19 protein-coding genes and 1 pseudogene are annotated in these 21249 nt (G+C 68.0%); 6 read left to right on the top strand and 14 right to left on the bottom strand.

Annotated features, from left to right (window positions below; translation table 11 throughout):
* Nucleotides 1-44: 44 nt before the first annotated feature.
* Nucleotides 45-383, top strand: a complete 339-nt coding sequence (locus ABZT87_RS25680; protein WP_355138702.1) for a hypothetical protein — start codon at nucleotides 45-47, stop codon at nucleotides 381-383.
* A gap of 299 nt (nucleotides 384-682) precedes the next feature.
* On the opposite strand, the gene ABZT87_RS25675 is transcribed toward ABZT87_RS25680, so the two are convergent.
* The 4 genes from ABZT87_RS25675 to ABZT87_RS25660 form a co-directional block, all read right to left on the bottom strand.
* Entirely contained in the window at nucleotides 683-1288 is a 606-nt protein-coding gene (locus ABZT87_RS25675) for a hypothetical protein (protein ID WP_355138700.1), read from the bottom strand.
* A 31-nt stretch (nucleotides 1289-1319) separates the two neighbouring features.
* Nucleotides 1320-2240 (bottom strand): hypothetical protein, encoded by a 921-nt coding sequence (locus ABZT87_RS25670; protein WP_355138698.1) that lies wholly within the window; start codon nucleotides 2238-2240, stop codon nucleotides 1320-1322.
* On the bottom strand, nucleotides 2216-3661 hold the full coding sequence (locus ABZT87_RS25665; RefSeq protein WP_355138696.1) for a hypothetical protein: 1446 nt from the start codon (nucleotides 3659-3661) through the stop codon (nucleotides 2216-2218). The genes ABZT87_RS25670 and ABZT87_RS25665 overlap by 25 nt, the downstream gene beginning before the upstream one ends.
* 310 nt (nucleotides 3662-3971) lie before the next feature.
* On the bottom strand, nucleotides 3972-9962 hold the full coding sequence (locus ABZT87_RS25660; RefSeq protein WP_355138694.1) for a DUF4011 domain-containing protein: 5991 nt from the start codon (nucleotides 9960-9962) through the stop codon (nucleotides 3972-3974).
* A 118-nt stretch (nucleotides 9963-10080) separates the two neighbouring features.
* Between ABZT87_RS25660 and ABZT87_RS25655 the strand changes: the two genes are divergently transcribed.
* Both ABZT87_RS25655 and ABZT87_RS25650 read left to right on the top strand, forming a co-directional pair.
* The gene (locus ABZT87_RS25655; RefSeq protein ID WP_355138692.1) at nucleotides 10081-10569 is read left to right on the top strand and encodes a hypothetical protein; all 489 of its coding nucleotides are present in this window, start codon (nucleotides 10081-10083) and stop codon (nucleotides 10567-10569) included.
* Between the two features lie 253 nt (nucleotides 10570-10822).
* Nucleotides 10823-11638 carry an NAD(P)-dependent oxidoreductase gene (locus ABZT87_RS25650; RefSeq protein WP_355138690.1) on the top strand — a complete coding sequence of 272 codons (816 nt, stop codon included), beginning with the start codon at nucleotides 10823-10825 and terminating at the stop codon, nucleotides 11636-11638.
* A gap of 117 nt (nucleotides 11639-11755) precedes the next feature.
* On the opposite strand, the gene ABZT87_RS25645 is transcribed toward ABZT87_RS25650, so the two are convergent.
* Together ABZT87_RS25645 and ABZT87_RS25640 are read right to left on the bottom strand one after the other, a co-directional pair.
* Entirely contained in the window at nucleotides 11756-12115 is a 360-nt protein-coding gene (locus ABZT87_RS25645; RefSeq protein ID WP_355138688.1) for a hypothetical protein, read from the bottom strand.
* Nucleotides 12116-12202: 87 nt separating this feature from the next.
* Nucleotides 12203-12652 (bottom strand): VOC family protein, encoded by a 450-nt coding sequence (locus ABZT87_RS25640; RefSeq protein ID WP_355138686.1) that lies wholly within the window; start codon nucleotides 12650-12652, stop codon nucleotides 12203-12205.
* A 113-nt stretch (nucleotides 12653-12765) separates the two neighbouring features.
* Here ABZT87_RS25640 and ABZT87_RS25635 point away from each other — a divergent pair, with 113 nt between their 5' ends.
* Nucleotides 12766-13200, top strand: coding sequence for a TIGR03668 family PPOX class F420-dependent oxidoreductase (locus tag ABZT87_RS25635; RefSeq protein ID WP_355138684.1), 435 nt, complete (start codon nucleotides 12766-12768; stop codon nucleotides 13198-13200).
* Between the two features lie 15 nt (nucleotides 13201-13215).
* Here ABZT87_RS25635 and ABZT87_RS25630 read toward each other — a convergent pair whose 3' ends face one another.
* From ABZT87_RS25630 to ABZT87_RS25620, 3 genes and pseudogenes are all read right to left on the bottom strand, one after another.
* Nucleotides 13216-14127, bottom strand: coding sequence for a TIGR03619 family F420-dependent LLM class oxidoreductase (locus ABZT87_RS25630; RefSeq protein ID WP_355138682.1), 912 nt, complete (start codon nucleotides 14125-14127; stop codon nucleotides 13216-13218).
* A 40-nt stretch (nucleotides 14128-14167) separates the two neighbouring features.
* Nucleotides 14168-14560, bottom strand: a pseudogene (locus ABZT87_RS25625) (DUF2267 domain-containing protein).
* Between the two features lie 48 nt (nucleotides 14561-14608).
* The gene (locus ABZT87_RS25620) at nucleotides 14609-15025 is read right to left on the bottom strand and encodes a DUF2267 domain-containing protein (RefSeq protein WP_355138680.1); all 417 of its coding nucleotides are present in this window, start codon (nucleotides 15023-15025) and stop codon (nucleotides 14609-14611) included.
* Nucleotides 15026-15724: 699 nt separating this feature from the next.
* On the opposite strand from ABZT87_RS25620, the gene ABZT87_RS25615 reads away from it, so the two are divergent.
* Nucleotides 15725-16213: a hypothetical protein gene (locus ABZT87_RS25615; protein WP_355138678.1), complete on the top strand. Its 489-nt coding sequence runs from the start codon at nucleotides 15725-15727 to the stop codon at nucleotides 16211-16213.
* Nucleotides 16214-16295: 82 nt separating this feature from the next.
* Here the strand turns inward: ABZT87_RS25615 and ABZT87_RS25610 are convergent, their stop codons facing one another.
* The 4 genes from ABZT87_RS25610 to ABZT87_RS25595 form a co-directional block, all read right to left on the bottom strand.
* A complete protein-coding gene (locus ABZT87_RS25610) occupies nucleotides 16296-17015 on the bottom strand; it encodes a CBS domain-containing protein (protein WP_355138756.1) in 720 nt (239 codons plus the stop codon).
* A 90-nt stretch (nucleotides 17016-17105) separates the two neighbouring features.
* On the bottom strand, nucleotides 17106-18008 hold the full coding sequence (locus ABZT87_RS25605) for a phospholipase D-like domain-containing protein (RefSeq protein WP_355138754.1): 903 nt from the start codon (nucleotides 18006-18008) through the stop codon (nucleotides 17106-17108).
* An 86-nt stretch (nucleotides 18009-18094) separates the two neighbouring features.
* Nucleotides 18095-18346, bottom strand: coding sequence for a hypothetical protein (locus ABZT87_RS25600; RefSeq protein ID WP_355138676.1), 252 nt, complete (start codon nucleotides 18344-18346; stop codon nucleotides 18095-18097).
* Complete coding sequence (locus ABZT87_RS25595) at nucleotides 18343-18642, bottom strand: DivIVA domain-containing protein (protein WP_355138674.1); 300 nt, start codon at nucleotides 18640-18642, stop codon at nucleotides 18343-18345. The genes ABZT87_RS25600 and ABZT87_RS25595 overlap by 4 nt, the downstream gene beginning before the upstream one ends.
* Nucleotides 18643-18883: 241 nt before the next feature.
* On the opposite strand from ABZT87_RS25595, the gene ABZT87_RS25590 reads away from it, so the two are divergent.
* Entirely contained in the window at nucleotides 18884-19300 is a 417-nt protein-coding gene (locus tag ABZT87_RS25590) for a winged helix-turn-helix domain-containing protein (RefSeq protein ID WP_354856878.1), read from the top strand.
* Nucleotides 19301-19318: 18 nt separating this feature from the next.
* Here ABZT87_RS25590 and ABZT87_RS25585 read toward each other — a convergent pair whose 3' ends face one another.
* Nucleotides 19319-21205 (bottom strand): DUF262 domain-containing protein, encoded by a 1887-nt coding sequence (locus tag ABZT87_RS25585; protein ID WP_355138672.1) that lies wholly within the window; start codon nucleotides 21203-21205, stop codon nucleotides 19319-19321.
* Between the last annotated feature and the right edge of the window lie 44 nt (nucleotides 21206-21249).

The following is a 21249-nucleotide window of genomic DNA, read 5'->3' as shown; positions in this document are numbered from 1 at the left end:
TGGGGTTCTTTCGAGAACTAGGACCCAACCAGAGCGAGGTGTACGTGGAGAGCATCCACGCGCACGTCCACGCGGAGCCACTGCCCGACGCCGTCCAGGTCGAAGACTATCTGCGCAATGGACATAGCCTCATCGACGTCATGGGCGCGGAGATCGACGTCCTCGGCAGTGGCCGACACCTGGTCGGGGGCGCGTCGGTGCTGACAGACGGCGAGTGGTTGTGGCGCGACGACTTACGCTTCTACCTCGCCACCTACCACCTGCGTCTGCCCACCGAATTCCTCAAGACAGTGCGCGGCAATGATTACCGCGTGCCCGATCTGCAAGGAGATCAGCTCCGGCTGGCCGGTGAGGAAGCGACACGGATCCTCGGGTATCACTGACGGGAGGACTGTTCGGCTAGCTGGGGTGGAGGCCAGGGCATGCGAATGATGGTGACCGCCCGACGCGTCGAGGCGACTGCGGGCGAGGTCCGATACGAGTTCGGTTGCCCTTCGAGGGTGAGGGGCGGTTCGGCGCTCCACCGAGGAGCTGCCAACGGATACGCGGCGCCAGTTCGGACCGGAGCCTCAAGTTAGTCAGGGTTCAGTGTTCGCCTGGGTCGTCAACACAAGCAGATACCCTCGGTGGCTCGCCGTTCAACCGACTCCGCCCGACTGCACCTTGATGAGCAGCCCGAGCACTATTCAGGAGCCTCGCGATGCAGCTCGGTCTCCCATCCGATCACGGCGTCGTCCCAGCTTATCCGGCCTACGTCCCGCAGCCAGTAAATGGTGTAGAGCAGATTCTGCAACGACACCACGGAGCCCAGCTGCTCGTATGCGATCCGCAGCACCAGCGCTCCTCCGGCCACGTCGATCATCTCGTCGAGCACTTGGCGGAGTTCGCCGTCCAGTCGGTCCTCCGCACCTCGGGCACCCGGTTCCAAGATGGGCGGTCCAGACTTCAAAGGCTCGTGCCCGACGTCGGGAGCCGAGACGCTCAGCGCTCGAGTGGTTAGTTCCAGCAGGGCTGCCTTGACGGTAAGTTGTGTGGCTTGCATCTGGATAACGCCACCCTTGATCTCCTCCAGTGCGACGGTCGTCTTCGCGTTCAGCTGTCGGCTCTGACGGGACGCCAGCCAGGAGAACGCCCATTGAGTCAGCAGGCCGGCGACGGCGGCGGCGAGGAACGGGGTGTCGAGCCACCCCGGTAGGTGGGTGTCCAGAGCAACCCACGAAGTGCGCAGTGCCGGAACCGCATCGGACACGGCCCACAGCGCGAGGTTCATCCAGGCCGGAATCATCATCGGGGGCATGCCACCTCCGGAGCCAGAGATGCTACGACAACCTGCCGGGCGAGTCGTCGGGCAGGCCGGACAGGATCTCGTACAGCAGGCCTCCCACCCAGCGGGTATCGGGCTCGCCGTTCGGCACGCCAAGCGTCGATGCGACCCTCGGTGACACGAAGACGCGGATGCTCTTGGCCAGCTTCTGGAAGTCCTTGACTGCCGCTTCCGCAGTGCTCGAGATCCGGTCGATCTGCTCCGGCTCGCCCGTGTCATCCCGCAAGAAGGCAACGGGCTGGCCGTCCATGGGACGGGCCGGGATGTCAATAAGGATCTCGGCGTCGTCAATCTCGCCGAGCCCTGGATAGCGCGACCTGATCGCCTCCGCGAGGGCCTTCCGTAGTCGCAACTCGCCGCCGCGGCCACGACCCCCGGCACGGGATAGGGCTGTCAGCCGACGGAAGACGAAGCCTTCCTCACGGTCGTCGGCTACCGGAACCTTGTACAGCTCCTCGAATAGGCCGGCGCCGCGTAGTGGAATGAACATGGCCATGGGCGACCGCCGTCCGGTGTGATCCTCGTACAGCTTGTTCATCTTGCGGACGACGTCTGCCTCGGACGACACCAGAAACTCACGCCGCAGCACCGCCTCGTCCAGCTTTCGGTAGTCAATGTTGTCGGCGACATGGAGGAACATCGCCATCAGTGCCCGGTTTCGCTGGTGCCAATAGATCGCCCGAAAGTTGGCCAGGCGGGCGTGGATCACTGATTCGACAGCCGGCAAGGCCCGTATGTCGAACGCCAGCGACTCCATGTTCAGCCGGTCGGGCACCATGATTGCCGACCGCATGAGGCGGGAATGGTCGATGCCCTGCCCGGCGGGCACTCCGGTGTGCAGCGCGTCCAGACTGAGATAGGACAGCTTGTCGACGTCGACGCCCGAATCGATCATCGAGTTGACGAACTGCTCCACGGGGCCACATTGTCGGAGCTGGTGCCGCTCGCCGAAATCACCCTCCACAATGCTTCAGGGTCGATGGCAGAATCCGTGAGCAGTTGCCCCAGGGGCACGTGCCGCTGTCCGGTGAAGTGGCTGAAATCCGACCCCATCACCTCGTCGAAGAGCGCCCGATTTGTGAAGAGCGACCTAGCGGACTCCTGAAAAGTGTGCAAGAAGGGAAAGTGGTTGATGTCGTGCAGCAAAGCTGCAACGATCGCGAACCGAACGTCCCGACTGTCGAACGTCCGCCGGAACCGCGGTTCAGAGAAAAGATGCTTGAGCAGGTCGGCGGTCAGGCTGGCGCAATGCATCATGTGCATGGCCCTGGTGTGTTCCGCACCGACGAAGACGTAGCGCAGAAGCGTGAGCTGCTTGACCTCGAACAGTCTCGTAAAGGCTGGATGTCGGACAATCTCCCCCAGCACCCCAACCTTAGTGAATACCTGCGCGTCAGGAAAAATCTCTACGTCGACGTTACGCGCGTTGCGTACGAGTTCCGGCACTCCGTAGGGGTGGAGGAACTCGGGTTTTGCCCGTTCAAGCAGGCGGTGGACCTCCGGGGCCTTAACCTCCGTGCACGCCGGGTAGTCCGTTAGATAGCTGGCCACCTCGTCGAGGTATCGGCGGTTCGTAGCGTCAAGATTCTTCGCCGTCACCGCCAACTCTCGGATGAGTAGCCCGAACTGGTACCAGTCCAACCACTCTAGTGGAGACTCCGCTCGCAGACGGGCGAGGTCGATCCGGCCCTCCCGATCGGCCCGATCTCGATACCAGGCCTCCGGCGCCAGCCGCTCGTCGAGCTGGAGAATGGTGTGCCGGGCGGCTTCGTTGACGCGCAGTACCTGACTCGAATTCAGGTCGATGACGACAACAGGCCGGCGTTGCTCGTCGGGGTGGATCACGTTAGCGGCACGCAAATCGAAGTGCCCCACGTTGTTAGCATGCAGTGCGATCAGTGCTCGCAGCACTCCTTCGAGCCAAGGGACGATCAGCCGGACCGGGTCGACATTCGGGCTATCAAGATCTTTGAGGCGTTGGTCAACGGACAGCCCTTCGATGAAGTCCCGCGTCACCGCTAGCACGTCCACGGTCCGATCGGCGTTGGAAAGGCGGGCGGGACCGCTCCAACGCTCGTAGACACGCGGCAGTTCGGGCCGGTCAACCGCCTTGAGGGCGTTGAGCTCGTGGTAGACGCTGGCGGCGGCGACCTGCGCCCAACCGATGTCCTGCTCGTCTGACGTCCGCAGACACCGGGCGAGAAACTTCTCTTCCTCGTCTGCGGCCCGCACCACGAGCAATACCTGATGGCGCCGATGACTGGGAATCTGACCCTCGACTGTCAATTCGCTGCCATTCACCGTGATCTGTTGCCATATCGACCGCTCGATCCGCATCGGTGAAGCTCCCCCGGTTGGCCTTCCGGCTAAGCCGCGCCACCCGAGCCTAGTGCGATGCGGCGACTCTCCCAACAAGCTGTAACCCGATAGGTCGTCGGCCATCCGGAGCTTGTAGAGACACATTCCGGCAAACGCCTCAACGAAACAGTCATCCAGCAGGATCAGTTTTCCGAAATAGAGGAGGGACGGACGAACTGCCTCCACTGTTCGTCCGTCCCTCCTGGACACGAGGGTGCCGCCATGTCACCGCGTGTCCCGGTCGTCAGCACTGGAAGGACGAAGCACGCTCCGAGCAAGCAGCACAGATTCAACCTGGGCTCAGGCGGCCCTCCTGGTCGAAGCGGAGGCGACCGCTGGTTACGGCCACGTGCAGCCCGTACCGGAGTAGCTTGTCGATTTTCTCGGTGCGGCGGCGGTAGCCGAGCCGTTCCAGGCCGGCGCGCAGCAGCCGCTCCTCGTCCATGCTCGGCACGCCCTGTAGTACGTGCACGAAGGCATTGGCCACCTCCTCGGGCGGCACCTCCTCGAACGCGCGGTCGTTGCTCGCCTGCGTAACCCGGTACGCGCGGTACGTCTGCGGATCGGCGCCCTCGGGCCAGGCGTACCGGCTCACGGTCGGGTGCGTGTGCAGGCGGCGGGAGTCCACGAGCGCGAGCACCGCGGTACGCCGGTCCTCCCGAGTCCGGAGGAAACCGAACCGCGCGAGGGCGAGGCGTGCGAGCCGGTGCTGCTCGATGGGCCCCTCAGCCTCGATGATCTCGCGGAGCGCGTTCCGCATCAGGTCACGTACCCGCCGGTCGGTGGCCAGAAGGTCGAGGTCGGCCTGGTCTCCGAGCGAGGTCGGGACGTACGGAACGAACGGGCTCACCGTGATGGTGTCCGCGCCTGAGGTCGCCGTGACCTGCGGTGCGGTGGTCGCGGCGGCCAGTGCGGTGACGGGTTCCGCCGAGGCGCCCAAGAGGGGCTCCTCGTCCACCGCGAGGCGCGGCTGTGGCAACTCGGCGGCCGGTGTGGGGCGTGGCGGCCCCGCATCCGTTACGGAGCGCGGCTGCGGCAGTTCGATGGCTTCGCGTGCCGCTGCGACCGCAGAAGACTCGGGCTCCGGCTCAGCGGTCGCGGGGGCCTCGGCTTGGGCGACCGCTTCGTCGACCCGGTCGAGCAGCGCCGACCGGTCGTGGATCCACGCCGGCAGCCAGAACCGCACGACCTCCGACCAGCCCATGATCGAGCGAAGGAGCGCGGGCGCCGAGTCCCGGTCGGCCACCGTCGGGCGTGCGCTCCAGTCCGGGCCGTCGAGCATGACGGCCACCTGCCACCGTGGCGAGCCTGGTCTGCGTACGGCGATGTCCACGGTGAAGTCGGAGAGGCCGTGCGAGGTACGGACCTCGTGGCCGCGGTCGCGCAGCGCCGCGGCCACCTCCTCGCGGATTCGACTGCGCCGTTCGGTGCGGTCGGTGGCGAGGTCGCCCAGGCGCTCCGCGCCGGCGGCGGCCATCTCGCAGTACGCCCGCAGGTGCTGTGTGCCCAGCGCGGACGTACGGGACAGGTCGATGTCGGACGGGTCGAAGGACGAATAGAGGACGACCTGACGGCGGGCGCGGGTGATGGCGACGTTGAGCCGCCGCTCGCCGCCGGCCTGGCTCAGTGGACCGAAGTTCAGCGGGAGCTGACCGGTCTCCGGGTTGGTGGAGAAGGCCAGGGAGAACAGGACGACGTCCCGCTCGTCACCCTGCACGTTCTCCAGGTTCTTCACGAAGATCGGCTCCGCGACCGCACCGGAGAGCTGCTCGCGGATGATCGGCTCGGTGCTCTCCTCCAGCAGGTTGAGGATGAGATCCCGCTGCTGGATGTTGAAGGTGACCACGCCGACGGACTGGCCGGCGGTCGCCGGGTCGTGCAACCGCCGGGTGATGTCCGCGAGGATCGCCCGTGCCTCGACCTCGTTGGTGCGGGATCCGCCCCGGTCGTACTGGCCCTCGACGCGGCGCCAGCTGACGCCCGCCGAGCTGGCGGCACCGGGCGACGGGAGGCTGGAGAGCTTGTTGTCGTAGTAGTAGCGGTTGGAGAAGGCGATGAGTGACTCGTCGTGACTGCGGTAGTGCCAGGAAAGCCACCGTTGCGGCAGCCCCGACTCGACGGCCTCGCTGAGAATGCTCTCCAGGTCCTCCGGCACCGGGCCGTTGCCCTCGTCGACCCCGTCCACGGTGTGGCTGGCCTGCATGATGCTGCTCGGCGGCATCTGCCGGGAGTCGCCGACCACCACCACGGCGCTGCCCCGACCCATCGCGCCGATCGCCTCCGCCACCCGGATCTGCGAGGCCTCGTCGAAGATGACCAGGTCGAATCGTTGGCTCCCCGGCGCCAGGAAGTTCGCCGCGGACGCGGGGCTGACCAGCACGCACGGGGTCAGTGCGAGCACCGCGTCCGGGTACTGCTCGAACAGCTCCCGGAAGGACCGCCCGCCCCGCTTACGGCGGAGCTCCGCCGCGAAGTCAGCGAAGCGGCCACGCCGGTCGGCCGGGCTGAAGGGACGGCGACGGACCAGCACCGACGGCAGCTGCGTCGGCAGCGCGGACCGCAGCTCACCGGCGGCCGCCTCGAACTGGCTGATCTCGTCGTCGTGCAGTTCCGGGTCGAAGTACTGCAGGCCGCCGGCGCGTACCCGCTCGGCGAGGGACGCCGTCGCGACTCCCCGCCGGTAGACCTCCTCGGCGAGATGCCCGGGCACCTCGGCGCGCAGCAGTTGGTCCCGGTAGTCGGTGAGGCCGGCCGAGGCCAGCACGTCGGCATGGGTGAGGACGGTCGCCCACCGGCGCAGCGGGAACAGCTCCTCGGCCCGTAGCTCCTGCAGCCAGGCCGCGCCGTCGCGCTGCCAGGCGTCGACCCAGTGCGAACCGGCGGCCCACAGTGTCAGCTCCGGCCCGCCGGAACGCAACACCCCGCGCCAGGCCCGCCACCGCGAGGCAAACCGGTCGAGCAGGGCCGCGTCGACGTCGGTGAACCCGCTCTGGAACAGCTCCCAGGCCTGCGGGTGCTGGCTCAGCAGCGTCCGGCCAACCCGGGTCGCCTCGATGGCCTCCGTCAGCCGCTCCTGCGCGGTCGGGTCCGTGGGCAGCCACTGCGACAGCCGCAGCCCACCGAGCCCCTGCAGGTGGTGGTGGAGCGCGGCGGCCTGCGCCTGGGCAGCGACCAGCCGGCCGGTGAGCACCTCCATCTGTTCCACGTCGAGCGTGGCACCGGCGACCACATGCACGGCCAACCGGTCCGCGATGGCCTGGCGGCGCTTGCGCTTGCCGAACAACCGCTTCGCCGCCTCCTGGGCCTCACCGTGCCAGGTGGTCAGCTCCGGTCGGGCGAACACGTCCGGCCGGAAGGTCGCGAGCTCACCGGCGAAGCCCTGCCGGAAGGCCGCCAGGTCCGCCTGGAGCCGGGCCATCGCCTCGTCCCACCGCCGGTCGCTGGCGTGCAGGGTGGTCTGCCGGTCCGGCAACAGCCCGCGTACGGCGAGCCAGGCGCCGGCCTGCAACTCGCTCACGGTCTCCGGGGCGGGCAGCGTCCGCAGCAACTCGACCAGGTGCGGGTGGGCGGCGAGGTCGGCGCGGAGACGTTCGAGCTCACCGGCGATCTCGGTGACTGCGGCGCCGTGCAGCCCGTCGAGGGTGCGGCAACCGCTGAGCGCCCACGAGTGTGCGGCCCGCAGTCGGGCCGATCGGGCTGCCGCCGGGAACTCCCGCAGGGTCGTCTCGACCTGCGAGCGCGCCTCGGCGGGTGCGTGCAGGTAGGCCACCGGAATCGGGGCGACCGGGCCGTCCCCGTACGCCAGGGTCTGCTCATAGGCCGACCAGAGCGACATCCCGACGGGGTTGGTGGTGTGCACCTGGGCGGGGTACTCGGTCAGCGGGGCGAGCCGCGTCCGATAGGCCGTCTCGACGGCCGTCCACGTGCCGTCGCCGCCCTGGTCGTACTGGTCGAGGGCGTCGCGCAGCTGCTGGCGGATCGCGTTGAGGGACTGTTTGCGCCCGTGCAGGTCCAGCGCAAACGGCCCGAGGCCGACCTGCTTGAGGCGGCGCTTCACCACCTCCAGCGCGGCCTGCTTCTCGGCGACGAAGAGCACCGATCGACCGGCGCTGACCGCCCGGGCGATCATGTTGGTGATGGTCTGGGACTTGCCGGTGCCGGGCGGGCCCTCCAGGACGAACGAGTGGCCGCGCTCGGCGCGCACGATGGCCTGCATCTGCGACCCGTCGGCGGGGATCGGCAGGTGAAGGTCCGCCTCGTCGACCATGACCTCGGCGTCGTCGGGGCGGGCCGGGTCGTCGAAGGTGGCCCCGGAGGACTCGACCAGGTGCCGGACGACCGGGTTCTCCATGAACCGGGGCCAGTGGTCGGTGAGGTCCCGCCACATCTGGAAGGTGGAGAACTGCAGCAATCGAAGGCTGGCGGTCTCGTCGATGCGGTAGTTGAGCCGGTTGTCGAGCAGCCCGGTGTTGATCGCGGCCAGGGTCTTGGCGACGTCGATGCCGTGCTCGTCGAGCACCGGCTGTTCCAACTCCGGAATCCGGACGCTGTGCTTGACGCGCAGCCACTCGATCAGGCAGTAGTTCGGGCTGGCGACCTCGGTGCCGTCGATGACCATCGCGTACGGGCGACGGCCGCTGCCACCCTCGATACGCACCGGTAGGAGGAACAGCGGCGCGTACGCCTCTCCCCCGGTCGTCTTGGTGTGCACCAGCGTGCCGATGGTCAGGTAGAGGTAGTTGCTGCCGGTCTCCTGCTCCATCGTGCGCGCCTCGCGCTGCAGCGCCCGCATCGCGGTCTTGTAACGGGCGTCGGTGACCGCGCCGTAGACCCGGCGGTCGGTGCGCAGCTCCCGGGTGAGGATCTCGGCGTCGAGGTCCTGCGCCCGGCGTGCCCCGGCCAGCTCGTGGACGTGGCTGATGTCGTCCTGCGGAATGACCTGCACCTGACGACCATCGTGGATGAGGTCGTCGAGCAGGGCCAGCGCACCCGCCGGCACGTGCAGGTCCAGGCCGCGCCCGCGCTTGGGCAGGTTGAGCAGCGGGTTACGCAGGCTCAGGTCCAGCAGCGACTTCTTCCACTGCTGGACGCGCGCCGGCGACCCGTCGGACTGCTGCGGCGCTTCCTCACCTTCATCGGTGAGCTGGCGCAGCTTCGCGGCGGCGACGCCGGGCGGAAGGTCGAGGGACGCTTCTGCGTCGACGGTCGCTTCCGTGAGCAGCGGCGTGGTGACCAGTTCGTCGGCTGACGGCAGCGGGCGGATCCCCGAGCGGTGGGCCAGGTGGACGTCGACAACGCCCTGCATGCGCTCGCCGTCGCCGCGGAAGTGCCCGAGCCCGACGCGTACCGCCTCGGTGAAGGTCGCCGACTGCGCGCCCGGCCCGATGCGGGTCAGCTCGACCGGCACCGCCCGGCCGGAGTCCACCATCGAGATCAGCAGGTTGGTCTCGGTCACCGCGGCCGAGCCCAGCCGCTCCTCCTCCAGCAGGAAGCCACCGAAGGCATGCCCCGCGCTGATGAAGATGAGCGGGTGCAGCCCCGCCGCCTCCAGACACGCGGCGTACGTGACGGACAGGTCGAGGCAGTTGCCCAGTCGCCCGTCCAGCACGGCGGCTGTCGTCCGTACCTTCTGGCCGGTGTTCTCGAACGACGCCGGCAGGGTCTGGTAGGTGATCTCCAGCTGGCGCAGTGCCTCGTACACCGCGCCGGCGATCAGCGCCGCCCGCTCCGAACCCTCCTGATAGCCCTGCAGAGAGCCGGAGCCCGTCCGCGCGAGCAGGAGCTGGGCGGCTGCCCGCAGGACCGCCTCTACCGCCCGCGTGTTCGGCTGCACGAAGGCGGCCAGGCTGTCGTACAGGGCAGGGCTGTTGAACCATTCGTTGTGGGCCAACACTCTCGATGGGGCAACCAGCCGCAGTGCGTCCTCCTGCGCTTGCACCCGGAGGGTGTAGTCGACCGGGAACGCCTCGTCGGTGCGATACAGCAGCACCCGGTCGGGCGTGAAGTCCCGGAAGTCGTCCCAGCTCGTGCTCGCCCCCGGCCGCAACGGCGCGGTCAGCGTACGCGTCCACGGCTCGGTCAACGCGCCGTCAGGGCCTCGCAGTTCCAGCGTCAGCGTGACGTCGGTCAGCGGCACCGGACCTCGGTTGACGAGGGTGAGGTGACGGACCAGCGGCACCCGGTTGTGCACCAGGGCGGCGTTGATCGCCGGCTGCACGATCAGCCCAACTTCGAGCTGGTCGTCGTCGGCGGTGAACTGCGCGAAGACGCTGTCGGACATGGGCGTTTCTCCAGGTGGCGAGGCCAGGAGGGCCAGCCTAGCGGTCAACCAACCGGTGGACAGGGCCCCGGCCGTACGACGATCTTGGAAGTCGTACGTCTGAGGCAGGATGTGCGCCATGACGACGCACCACCAGCACCTGGTCTACGGCCACGCCACCAATCACGACTGCCTCGCCTTCATCGACGCCCCTACCGCCGCGGGGGAGGCCGCGGAGATCAGGGCACTCGCCACCGCGCGGACCTGGGGCGAGGCCCGACAGGTCCAGATGACCCGCCTGTCGCACCCCGCCGGCCCCGACTGCTACGAGCCGGAGGACGGGTACGGCGACGACGAGCCCTTCCACATCACTGAGGTGGGCGCGGTCGTGGAAGGGTACTGGCCCCCGATGGTCACGACGCGCGCGCTCGATGTGCTGCCGCAGGACCTGCGGGACCGGTACGGCAAACTCGTGCTCACGGTTCACACCGGTGAGTACCTCGAGGTTCCACTCGACTGCGAGACCGAACTGGTGGCGGAGCTGCGCGGGCGCGGCTACGAGGTGACCCGCGACGACGAGCTCATCAACCTGCTCGACGGCTTCAGCCTGGGCTCGCTGGCCAGCTGAGACGTCCTCACGCCCGAGCATCGGCAGAGATCGCCGCCAGGGGCGAACCTTCAGGGTGCGGCGGCGATGGTCGGCCGCATGACCGAATCACCGCCGCATGCTCCTGCACCTTGCCGGGGTCAACCTGCCCGGCAGGCATGATCAAACGGCAGCACCAGCATCCAGGTTTGTGCGGCATTGCCCGGGCAAAATTGGCAGGATGGCGCCATGGCCACGGTCGCTGTGATCGGTCTGGGTGGAATGGGGTAGCCGGATGGCCCGCCGGTTGCTCGATGCCAGCCATGACCTCGTTGTCTGGAACCGCACGCCGCAGAGGGCCAACGATCTTGTGGCGCGCGGCGCGGTCGCTGCCGGCAGTCCGGCAGAGGCTGCCCGCCGGGCCGATTTGGTCATCACCATGCTGTCCGACCCGGCGGCGCTGCGAGAGGTGGTCGAGGGCCCGCAGGGCATCCTCGCCGGTGCTACCGCGTCGACGACGCTCGCTGAGATGTCCACGGTCGGGCCGCCCGCGGTGCGTCGGTTGGCCGCGATGCTGCCGGATGGTGTTGGCCTGCTCGATGCGCCGGTGCTGGGCAGCGTCTCGGAGGCCGAGTCGGGTTCGCTGCGGATCTTCGTCGGAGGGCCGGAGCAGCTTGCCCAACAGTGGATGCCGGTGTTGGGCGCGCTTGGCTCGCCGATGCATGTCGGACCGCTCGGTGCCGGCGCGGCGGCCAAACTGGTCGCCAATTCGACCCTCTTCGGAGTGCTCGCTGTTCTCGGTGAGGCGCTCGCCCTCGCGGATGGGCTTGGACTGCCGCGTGACACAGCGTTTGAGGTCTTGTCCGCGACTCCCGTCGGCTCGCAAGCGGATCGGCGACGACCAGCAATCGAGTCCGACCAATTCCCGCTCCGGTTCGCGCTGTCACTCGCCCGTAAGGACGCCGATCTGGTCGTGTCGGCCGCCGAGTCGGCAGGCGTCGAACTGCCGGTCGCGACGGCCGCACGGCAGTGGGTCGCGTCAGCCCAGGAGGCCGGCCTTGGCGACCGGGACTACTCGGCCGTAATCGCGCACATCACCGACACTGCCTGAGCAGCCTGAGACCTGGCGGTCCGGCAGGCCCGTCAGGTGACCGTTGAACTCTTCCTCGCCTGCCAAGTACCGATGGCCATAACTCTGCCGGGCGCGGCGGCAACCTGCCCGCCAGGTTCAGCGGGGGCGACTCAGCCACTCCCAGGCGCGGCGGAGGCCCACCTGCACCGGGTCGTCACCCGCGGCCTCGGCCCTTCTGGCCGGCGTGTCCTCGCCCGGCTCGTGCATCTCGGCACCGGGTACCAACAGCACGACCCCCCGCTCGTACAGGTCGGCGATCTGCTCCCGGTGGGCGAAGCGGTGGGACTGGTCCGGCCCCGACGGTGCCACGATGATGCCGTGGAAGATGTCCTTCGGTTCGTCGGTCAGCACGTGCTCGACCACGCCGACGGGTGCCGAATCGACGTCGTAGACCCGAGTGCCGACGGCGAGCGCGAGGTACGAGACCTTCGCGCCGAGATCCTCCACGACGTTCACGTTACCCACCGCCTGACCACCAGGGGCCCGATCACGATGGTTGGGCTGGCCGTGACCAGGGCTGCCGGCGGACGCCGATCGTCAGGCTCAGGCGGAGGCTGCCCGACCCATCTCGGCGAGGATCCCGGTGCCCTGACCGAGCTCGATCAGATAGCCGTCCGGATCGCGCAGGTAGCACCGGATCTCGACGCCATGATCCTTGGGCTCGGTCAGGAACTCCCCACCCCGTGACCGCCACTGCTCGTAGACCGCCCGGACGTCGGTGACCCGGACGTTCATCGCGCTGCTGAGCGTGTTCGGATCCGGCGGCGCCTTCGCCTGCACACCCGGCTTGTCGTCGGTCGGACCACCCTCATCATTGATCACGATGTAGCTGTTGTGGAACCGCAGGATCGCCGGCTGGCGTTCCCGCACCACCGTTGCGCCCAGCACCCGCTGGTAAAACTCCCGGGAACGGTCCACGTCCCGCACGATCAGCAGGTGCGTGAGCACCAGACCAGCCTCCGGCTGGAAGTAGTCGGGCGCCTCGCTCGCCATCACGCCTCCCCCGCGTCCGCTCGGCAGGGCGTACCCGCGTGCGGCGCCGGCACACCCCGCCAGCTCGGCCACAACGCGTCACCAGGACCGGTGTCGGCTGTTACCGTCGGGCCGTGCCCGCCGACGACATCCGGTATCGGGTCGGGTCGGCCAGAGTGGCCCGGCTGACCACCGTCGGAGCGGATGGCCGTCCGCACCTGGTGCCCGTGTGCTTCGTGCTGCTCGACGATGTCGTCTACCACGCCGTGGACGAGAAGCCCAAGCGCCACCGGCGGCTGCGCCGGCTGGAGAACATCCAGGCGACGGGGCATGCCTGCCTGCTGATCGACGAGTACGACGAGGACTGGTCGCGGCTGTGGTGGGTCCGTCTGAACGGGCACGGTCGGCTGGTGGAGGACCGCGCGGAGGAGGCCGCGGCCCGCGCGGCCTTGGCCGACAAGTACCCGCAGTACGTCCAGCGGCCACCAGCCGGGCCGGTGATCGCGATCGCGGTGACCGGCTGGTCGGCGTGGTCCGCGGCGGACGCGGCAGCCGACCCGGCCGGGTGAGCGCCGACCGGGGTGTCAGCGGGTCGGAGCGAGGGCCTCCAGCACCTCGTCGGCCCGGCGCAGCGACGCCTGCGCGTCGGCGCGGGGTGAGCCGATCTCCGGATCGAAGTTGAGATCGACGAACACTTCCGTGATGCCGGCTTCGGCGAGTCTGCCGAGATCCGACCGGATCTGCTCGAGCGTGCCGGTGAGCGGCTCGCGCTCGGGCGGGCCCGTCGGCCGTACGCGGACCGCGCCGCGGCAGACGAAGCGCAGTGCGCCGGGTTCGCGGCCGGCCTCCGCCGCGGCGGCCTTGACGGTCGCGACCGCCTCGCCGATGCCTGTCAGGTCCGCCTGGCTGCCACTGACCCAGCCGTCGGCGAGCCGGCCGGCCCGGCGCAGCGCGGCGGGCGCCTGGCCGCCGAGCAGGATCGGCGGGTGTGGCCGCTGCACGGGTTTCGGCTCCAGGCGCGTCGGCGGGATCTGGTAGAACTCGCCGCGATGCTCGGCGACGCCGTCCTGCCAGAGAGCGCGGAGAACTGCCAGGAACTCCTCGGCCCGATGGCCCCGCCGATGCTTGCTCACCCCCGTCGCCTGATACTCCTCGTCCGCCCAGCCGAGGCCGAGTCCCACGTCGAGCCGTCCGCCGGCGAGGATGTCCAGGGTCGCGGTCTGCTTGGCCAGCAGCACCGGAGAGACGAACGGCATGTTGAGCACCGCGACGCCGAGCCGGACCCGCGTGGTGTGGGCCGACAGGAACGCCAGCGTGGTCAGTGGGTCCTGGACGCTGTGGTAGGTCTCGCTCCAAGCGAGGTCGGCAGGCACCAGGAGCCGCTGGAACGTCCAGAGCGAGTGGTACCCGAGCTGCTCGGCGCGGCGGGCGACGTGGATCATGTTCTCCGGTGTGGCCCACGAGCCGGAGACGGGCGGGGCGAATCCAACCTCCACCCGCGCACCGTACCCGGATCGGGCCAGGAAGTGGCTCGGTTCAGGCCCCGACGCTGCGGCCCACCGGACGCAGCAGCCGCCGGAAGTCCTTTGGCAGTTCGGATTCCAGGTTCTCGAGGTCTTCCGCGCTCACCGCCTCGCGCAGGGTCGTCAACACGGTGCGGGCGCCCTCAGCGGTCCGCTCGTCATCCGTTCCCGCGCGGACCCCTACCTCATTGAGGAACTCCACGAGGTCGATCCGTTCGGCGAAGTCCACGTCCTTGTGCAGGTACCCCCGCAACTCCTCGGGGACCTAGGTGGCCAGGTGCCGCGCCTCGCCACCACTGACCCCTTCCGCCAAGGTCGTCAGCGTGGCTCCGACGACGTTCGCCGCCTCCGCCGCCGGCATTCGCGCCCGCTTCCCCACCGCTTCGAGAAATTCGGCGTAGTTCACCAGTTCTCCTTCCGGACCAGTTGGGGTGCGTCGCGGGGTCCGTGCGTGCTACCCGCGGCGCTGCCGGCCACCGGCGCCCACCGGTTCGATCACCTGCCGGAACTCCTTCGGAAGCTGGGCCATCGCGTCCTCGAACTCGTCACGGGAAACAGCCTCACGGAGCGTGGTGAGCACCGCGCGGACCCCGGCACCGGCGAGCGCACGGTCGACGGCCGGGTGGTCCGCCACCCGCCGCACGAACTCGTCGAGCCCGAACGGCTGGGCATGTTCCTGCCTTCTAAGCGGTGGGGGTTTGCGCAGGTGATCGTCGAGCCCGTCGGGAAGCTGATAAGCAAGGTCCTCTGCCTGGCCGGCGCTGATCCGATCTGCCAATGTCTCCAACGTCGCGCTGGTAAGTGTCGCCGCCCGATCGGTCGACACCTTGACCCGCGTGGCCACTGCGTTGATGAAATCCTCGTATTCCACCTGATGCTCCTCTCCGGCCCGATCGCCGTCGAACCGTCAGTTGGGTGCGCCCCTGACCTCAATGCGCCGCGTTTCGGTTCGGTGCGTCTGCCCACGCGTAAGGGTCAATACCCCGCCCAGGAAGACCCGCGTCGACGCTGTTCGGGTCGATGTCGCCTGATGGCGTCACGACGTGTTCGAACTGGCTGGCCCCTGGGTTCCCGGCGGCGGAGGAAGGATTCCCTGACGTCCCCCTCCTTGAGCTCGCCCGTGACCGCCAACTGGTTGTCGCGCAACGCCCTGGTACCTCGACAGCCTGTCGGAACCGGGGGTGACCGTGCCTCATCCGGATCGGGCGAATCAGGAGTGGTGGTTTCACCACCACCGCAGTTGCGTCCCCGACGCCATCGTCGACCGATTCTGTCTGCTCGGCCCCGAGTCGGCCCACGTCGACCGACTGCAGGACTCAACGAGATCGGGGTCCACAACTTCGCCGTCTACCTCACGCACGACGACAAGGACAAGACCCTCACCGCGTACGGCAAAGATGTGATCACGCACGTCTAGTGCGTCGCGCACGGCGGTGGGCTGCACCCTGCGGCGGCGGGAGCGGCGCGGTGCGGCCCTGACCGCCAGGGATAGGGCGGTCACCCGACCGGTGGAGAGGGCCCGGACGGTAGGCTGATCTTGGTGGGTGTCCCCTGGGGCAGGATGTGCGCCATGACAACGCACCACCAGCACCTGGTTTACGGCCACGCCCCCAATCACGACTGCCTCGCCTTCATCGACGCCGCTACCGCCGCCGGGGAGGCCGCGGAGATCAGGGCACTCGCCACCGCGCGGACCTGGGGCGAGGCGCGGCAGGTCCAGATGACCCACCTGTCGCACCCCGCCGGCCCCGACTGCTACGAGCCGGAGGACGGGTACGGCGACAACGAGGCCTTCCACATCACCGAGGTGGGCGCGGTCGTGGAAGGGTACTGGCCCCCGATGGTCACGACGCGCGCGCTCGACGTGCTGCCGCAGGACCTGCGGGACCGGTACGCCAAACTCGTCCTCACGGTTCACAACGGTGAGTACCTCGATATTCCTATCGACTGTGAGGCCGAACTGGTCGCGGAACTGCGCGAACGCGGCTACGAGGTGACCCGCGACGACGAGCTGATCAACCTGCTCGACGGCGTCAACCTGGGCTCCCTCGCGGGCTGACCCTCGTCGATTCAGGTAGCGGCGCCGCTGGTCGGATTCCTGGGTACCGAACCAGCGGCGCATCCGTTTCGCCTACGGATGCTCACGTAATGGCGAGGGCGGCCGTCAGCAGCGGAAGGTCGTAGGGGGCGATCAGCCGCAGCGGCTTGTCCGTCGTCCGGCCGTTCTCAGTGATGATGAGCGCCGTGCTCAACTGGCCCGCCTGCCTTCCACTGCTCAGCCGGTCGATCGCCTCCACCACGGTGATCGCTCGGGGCACCAGAACCGCGTTCTCGCCTGGCTCTGCGAACTTCAGCACGTGGCTGACCGGTTCTTCCTCGGCGATGCCCGTGTTCCTGGTCAATTGGTCGGCCAGCCACCGGGCTATGGCATTAGTGGTCAGGACACCGGCGTAGCCGTCGCTGTCGTAAACGGGCAGCTGCGAGAACCCGAGCGTCCGAACCAGGTCCAGCGCGGTGCCTACCGGGTCGCTCGGACGCACCGTGCGTACCTCGCCGCGAGGCAGAACGTGCAGCGCCCGCGGTGGTTCGAGCATCTGCTGCCGGAGCCGCTCGATCTCCTGAACAACGGCCTCGACCGGCTCCGCGATCGGTCGACCACCGTAGTAGGTGCCGTGGCTGATCGCGTTCCGCAGTGAGGCGAACGCGACCAAGGCGCTCTTGTGTTGACTCGGAAGTCGCTTCTTCTCGGCGTATTCCCGAGCGAGCTGTGTGAAACTGATGCGCTCGTCGGCCTTGAAGTGGCCCCTGATGTGCTTCTCAATGTCATTGAACGCCGCGAGAAACCGCGAGCCGAGCGTCATGATCGTCACCGGGCGGAGCCTGCCACAGGCCAGGGCGTGCACCGGGACGGCCTACGGTGCTGTTCACCTACTCACATGCCAACGCGCTCATCACGACCGCGCCGGAAGCTTCGGCAGCTTGAACAACTCACGAAGCGCTTCACGCTGCGGTGAATCCATCCGCACCCAGTCCCCCTCGCGCAGCTTCGCTGGGGTGCTGTCGAGAGCGGCCGCCACCTCGCCCAGTGTTCGACGGACGCAATCCCGGTCGGTGCGGTAGAAGCCCATGGCCGCTCCCCCACGGCGACGGCGATCGAGAAACCTGACCAACTGAACGCTGCGCGGACGGATGAGTAACACCATGTCAGGCTGCACAAGCGAACTCGTGTCCGTCGCGGACTCGCTAATGGCGATCGTGCCGTACCTGCCCCTGCCCCCGGCAACCCAGTGCATCCGATAGCCCGCCTGCGCGAGCGCGGTTTCCTCGTCAGTCCACTCGACGCTTTCCTCCGGGCCAACCCAGACGTCGTACGGCTCGTTCGGTTCGAACGGTGGATCCGGATTCCACAGCACCGGGCCACCAGCGGCACGCACCGGCACCGTGTCCGCCCAATCGAGCCAAGCCTCGTCGACCTCGATTGCATCGGCAGCCATCTCGTCGATGAACTCCCGAGCACTGACGACGACTGCAGCTTCGGTGCTCTGGATCGCCGCCTCGACCGTACGGTCGGTGTGGGCACGCAGCGAGAGGTTGGCCGAACCCACGAAGGCGGTCCGACCGATGACGAAGACCTTCGCGTGCAGGGTCTCATGGGCATAGAGCAGGACACCCTGCTCATACCAGCTCCGCAGCAGACGAGCGGAGGTAGCGCCGCTGGCGATTGCGTTCCTGCTGCCGTTGACGACGATCAGGTCGCCTGCTTTCACCGGCAGCAGGTCGGCCGCCCCGTCACCCGCGTAGGCGACGGCAGCCCTGACTTTCCTGCCCTCGGCCTTCTGGCAGATCGTGTGCATCACCTGGCTCGCTATGAACGGCACACCGCATCATGGCCCGCCTGTACGGCTGTGTCCATGGTGGTCTGTCGCAGGCATCGCTCCAGTCACCGGCGTAAGCGGCGGGAGCAGTCGCCGTCGTGTCCGTCGCGCAGGAGGCAGCGCCGGCCACCAGGCATCAGCAGGTCGCAGAAGACCCGGTGGCGCAGGAACTGCTGGTCCTCCTCGGAGACGGTCGTCTCCCCCGGGTCGGCCATCGGCAGCACCAGCATCCACCGGCCGACGACCCGGGCCAGGCGTTGCGCGGCAGACAGGTCGGTGGCAACGACGGGCAGGTGGATGACGTACCGCTGGCTCATTGGGTGTGGCCCCGCTCGTTGCGGGCGCCGGCCTGGTCGGCCTGCCGGCGACGCAGGCCGGCCTTGATCCGGGCCGTCTCGAGGCGGCTCTCGGCGAGAGCAGCGTAGACGGCGGCCATGTCGACGGCGACCCGGTCGAGGAAGGCGTACACGTCGTCGGGGTTCAGCCCGCGACGCCCGAGCCCGGTCGGTGCGAAGCGGCGCTCGCGCACCTGCCACGGCAGCAGACTGGTGTGCGTCGAGGAGCGGATGGTCGCTCCAACCTCCCGTGCCGGTCGTTGGTTACGGGCGCTCATCTACTCGACCTGCCTTCCCTTTGATGGAGGGTGGGCCCGTGTTCACACCGCTTGCGCGAACCCACCCGGCCTGCCACCACAGCGTCGACTGGCAGCACGGCAGCGGGGTTGCTGCACGGCGTCACTCGACCGGGCTATAGATCCCCGTCCCGCGTTGAGCTTCCGCCGCCTTGATGAATATACGTACAGGGGCACAGGGGCACAACCACCACGGCCCACGGGGGGACAAGGCTTACCAGACATGACCGTCGATCCGCGCTCACACACGCCCGTTTACGTGCAGGTCGCTGACCTGTTGCGGAGACGGATCGAGTCCGGTGAACTGGCGCCTGGGGTGTCGCTGCCGAGCGAATCGCGGCTGACACAGGAGTACGGCATTGGCCGTGAGGCGGTCCGGATGGCAATGTCGATCCTGCGTTCCGAAGGGCTGGTCAGCACGGTCCGCGGGCACGGAACGCGGGTACGACGTGCGCCTGAGCGGCAGCAGATGGAGTTGCCGGCCGGCGCGTCGGTCGTCGCTCGAATGCCGACGGGCCAAGAACGGAATGAGCTGCACCTGGACGAAGGCGTCCCGGTGCTGGAGATCCGCCACGGCAAGGGCGAGATGGAAGTCAAACCCGGCGACCAGGTCGAGCTGATGCGCCCGACCGAGAGTTAGCCACAGCAGCCGGACGAGTTAGCGGTCGTCCTCGTTGGCGTCGTCTGTGTCCTGCGGATCGTCGTCCTCCTCCGCGAAGGCCTCGGGTGCCTCCCCACCCCCGGTCAACTTCCCCGCATCAACGTCCCGCTGCGCCTGCTTGCCCATGGCCGTCTCCACCAGCTCCAGCAGAGCTCGCCGACGCGCAAGGAAGAAGGCGTCGAAGTCAGCGGCCCTCAGTGCCTTGGTGTCAATCAGGTGCGCACCGATGATGGCATCAAGTTCATCGGAACCGATGGCGGCGGCACCTTCGAGCTTCGGCACGTAGGCCGCAGGAGAGGCTCCCCCGATGAAACGGTTGGTCTTCCCGGCCAGCGGCGTCTTGTTGATGATGCTCTCCCGGAGATTGCGCGGGATCTTGTTGTCGTCGCACCACTTCTTTGGAAAAACGTGATGGATGTCGACGTCGAGAGCGACGTACTGCGTATGGTCGAAGGTCTGGTGGAATCTCCAGTCCTTGGCACCCCCCGCCATCAGGAGTGCGTGCAAGCCCTTGTACGCGGCGGACTGCCGAGTTCGCAGAGACAGCAGCCGGGACTCAGCGAACGTCGCTCCCGACACGGTGCCCGGAAGCTCGGGGGCGGTGTCCGGGGACGTCACGGCTCGCGCCCAGGCCGGGACCTGGTCAACGTCGCGCGCGAAGCGGGTTTCCGTGGCGCCTCCGTAGAGCTCGCCGAGGATGCCGCACCAGAACCACTGGCGTAAACGGCTGCGAACCCCGTGGATGGTCGCAGCCTCGCCGAGGATCACGCGGATCACCGCCAGAGGCACCAGTTGAGTCGGGTAGGGGATGTCGCGCGCCCGGTGGATGTGTTCATCCCGGAGGAACTGCGCAACCCACACCAACGCCTCCCGCACCTGCTCAGCCCAAGCCAGGTATTGACTGAGCTCAAGCCGCAGCACGTCCTCCTTCCGAGCGGAGGTGAACGACGACCCGTGAGCGGTCACGAGCAGGGTGACGGCTTGGAGGAAATCCGTGTTGCGGATGCCCCTCAGGACGGGATGGGCGGAGATGATCTGCTCGGTGAGCTGCCAGTCGTCCTTCAGCCGGAAGTCGTCCCCGTGCTGGTGGAAGTAGGCGGCGTCACCAGCGAAGGTCGCCGTCAACAACTCGAAGACGTTGAGGGGAAGGCCACCCGTGTTGACCTTCTCGAAGACGGTGGCGACCGCTCCCTTGGTCGTCGACTTGTCCAGCTCAATGGCAGGGATCTCGTAGCTCTGCATTGGCGTGAGGATCTCGCCTTGAAAGCGCTGGATGAGCGCTCGTCGCGCCGCCGCTTCACCCGTTTCTCCGGGAAAGTTCCACAACCAGTCGAGTTGACCTGGCGAGTCGTAGATCAGGCGGAACGGGAAGTAACCGTGTTCGCGCTCCTTCTCCGGCGTGGACACGTCGAGGCGAATGTCCTTGCCGAAGTTGGTCCGCTCGATCCCGTCGCCCGGCAGGACCACCACCGCCTCGTCCCGGCGGGCCGGGTCCTCCAAGGCTCGGGTGATGTCGATGTAAAAGCGTCGCTGAACCTGCTTCTTCCGGGCATCCTCGGTGTCGACAACACCCGAGCCGGTCAGGGACTGGTAGAGCGACGTCAAGCGCTGCTGCCCGTCGAGTAGGAGCAAATCTGGCTCCACCTTACTGGACATCGGAGGAGTTCCCTCGATCGCCTTTGGCTTGAACCGCACCTGGTCGTTGCCGGTTTGAAGCAGCATCAGCACGCCGAGCGGGTGGCCCAGAGTCACCGTGACGAGCAGGGATCTGATGCGCTCCTCGTCCCACTTGTAGCCGCGCTGGAAGTCCGGAAGCTGGATGCTGCCGCTGCCTGCCTGCTCCAGCAGCTTGGACAACTTGTACTGTGGCGTCTGGAATCCCACGGTGCTCCCTGCAACGATCGGTTGACAATTTCGCCGGGCGATGG

Source organism: Micromonospora sp. NPDC005237 (assembly GCF_040607775.1).
GTDB lineage: Bacteria > Actinomycetota > Actinomycetes > Mycobacteriales > Micromonosporaceae > Micromonospora.
Note: the sequence above shows the minus strand (reverse complement) of the source record. Positions and strands in the feature narration are given on the sequence as shown.

Excerpts from the sequence above, each read along its gene's own strand:
- ABZT87_RS25605 (WP_355138754.1), bottom strand. The coding sequence starts at position 18,008 with ATGCACACGATCTGCCAGAAGGCCGAGGGCAGGAAAGTCAGGGCTGCC.
- ABZT87_RS25610 (WP_355138756.1), bottom strand. The coding sequence starts at position 17,015 with ATGACGCTCGGCTCGCGGTTTCTCGCGGCGTTCAATGACATTGAGAAG.
- ABZT87_RS25665 (WP_355138696.1), bottom strand. The coding sequence starts at position 3,661 with ATGCGGATCGAGCGGTCGATATGGCAACAGATCACGGTGAATGGCAGC.
- ABZT87_RS25650 (WP_355138690.1), top strand. The coding sequence starts at position 10,823 with ATGGCCCGCCGGTTGCTCGATGCCAGCCATGACCTCGTTGTCTGGAAC.
- ABZT87_RS25660 (WP_355138694.1), bottom strand. The coding sequence starts at position 9,962 with ATGTCCGACAGCGTCTTCGCGCAGTTCACCGCCGACGACGACCAGCTC.
- ABZT87_RS25590 (WP_354856878.1), top strand. The coding sequence starts at position 18,884 with ATGACCGTCGATCCGCGCTCACACACGCCCGTTTACGTGCAGGTCGCT.
- ABZT87_RS25655 (WP_355138692.1), top strand. The coding sequence starts at position 10,081 with ATGACGACGCACCACCAGCACCTGGTCTACGGCCACGCCACCAATCAC.
- ABZT87_RS25640 (WP_355138686.1), bottom strand. The coding sequence starts at position 12,652 with ATGGCGAGCGAGGCGCCCGACTACTTCCAGCCGGAGGCTGGTCTGGTG.
- ABZT87_RS25600 (WP_355138676.1), bottom strand. The coding sequence starts at position 18,346 with ATGAGCCAGCGGTACGTCATCCACCTGCCCGTCGTTGCCACCGACCTG.
- ABZT87_RS25595 (WP_355138674.1), bottom strand. The coding sequence starts at position 18,642 with ATGAGCGCCCGTAACCAACGACCGGCACGGGAGGTTGGAGCGACCATC.
- ABZT87_RS25615 (WP_355138678.1), top strand. The coding sequence starts at position 15,725 with ATGACAACGCACCACCAGCACCTGGTTTACGGCCACGCCCCCAATCAC.
- ABZT87_RS25675 (WP_355138700.1), bottom strand. The coding sequence starts at position 1,288 with ATGATGATTCCGGCCTGGATGAACCTCGCGCTGTGGGCCGTGTCCGAT.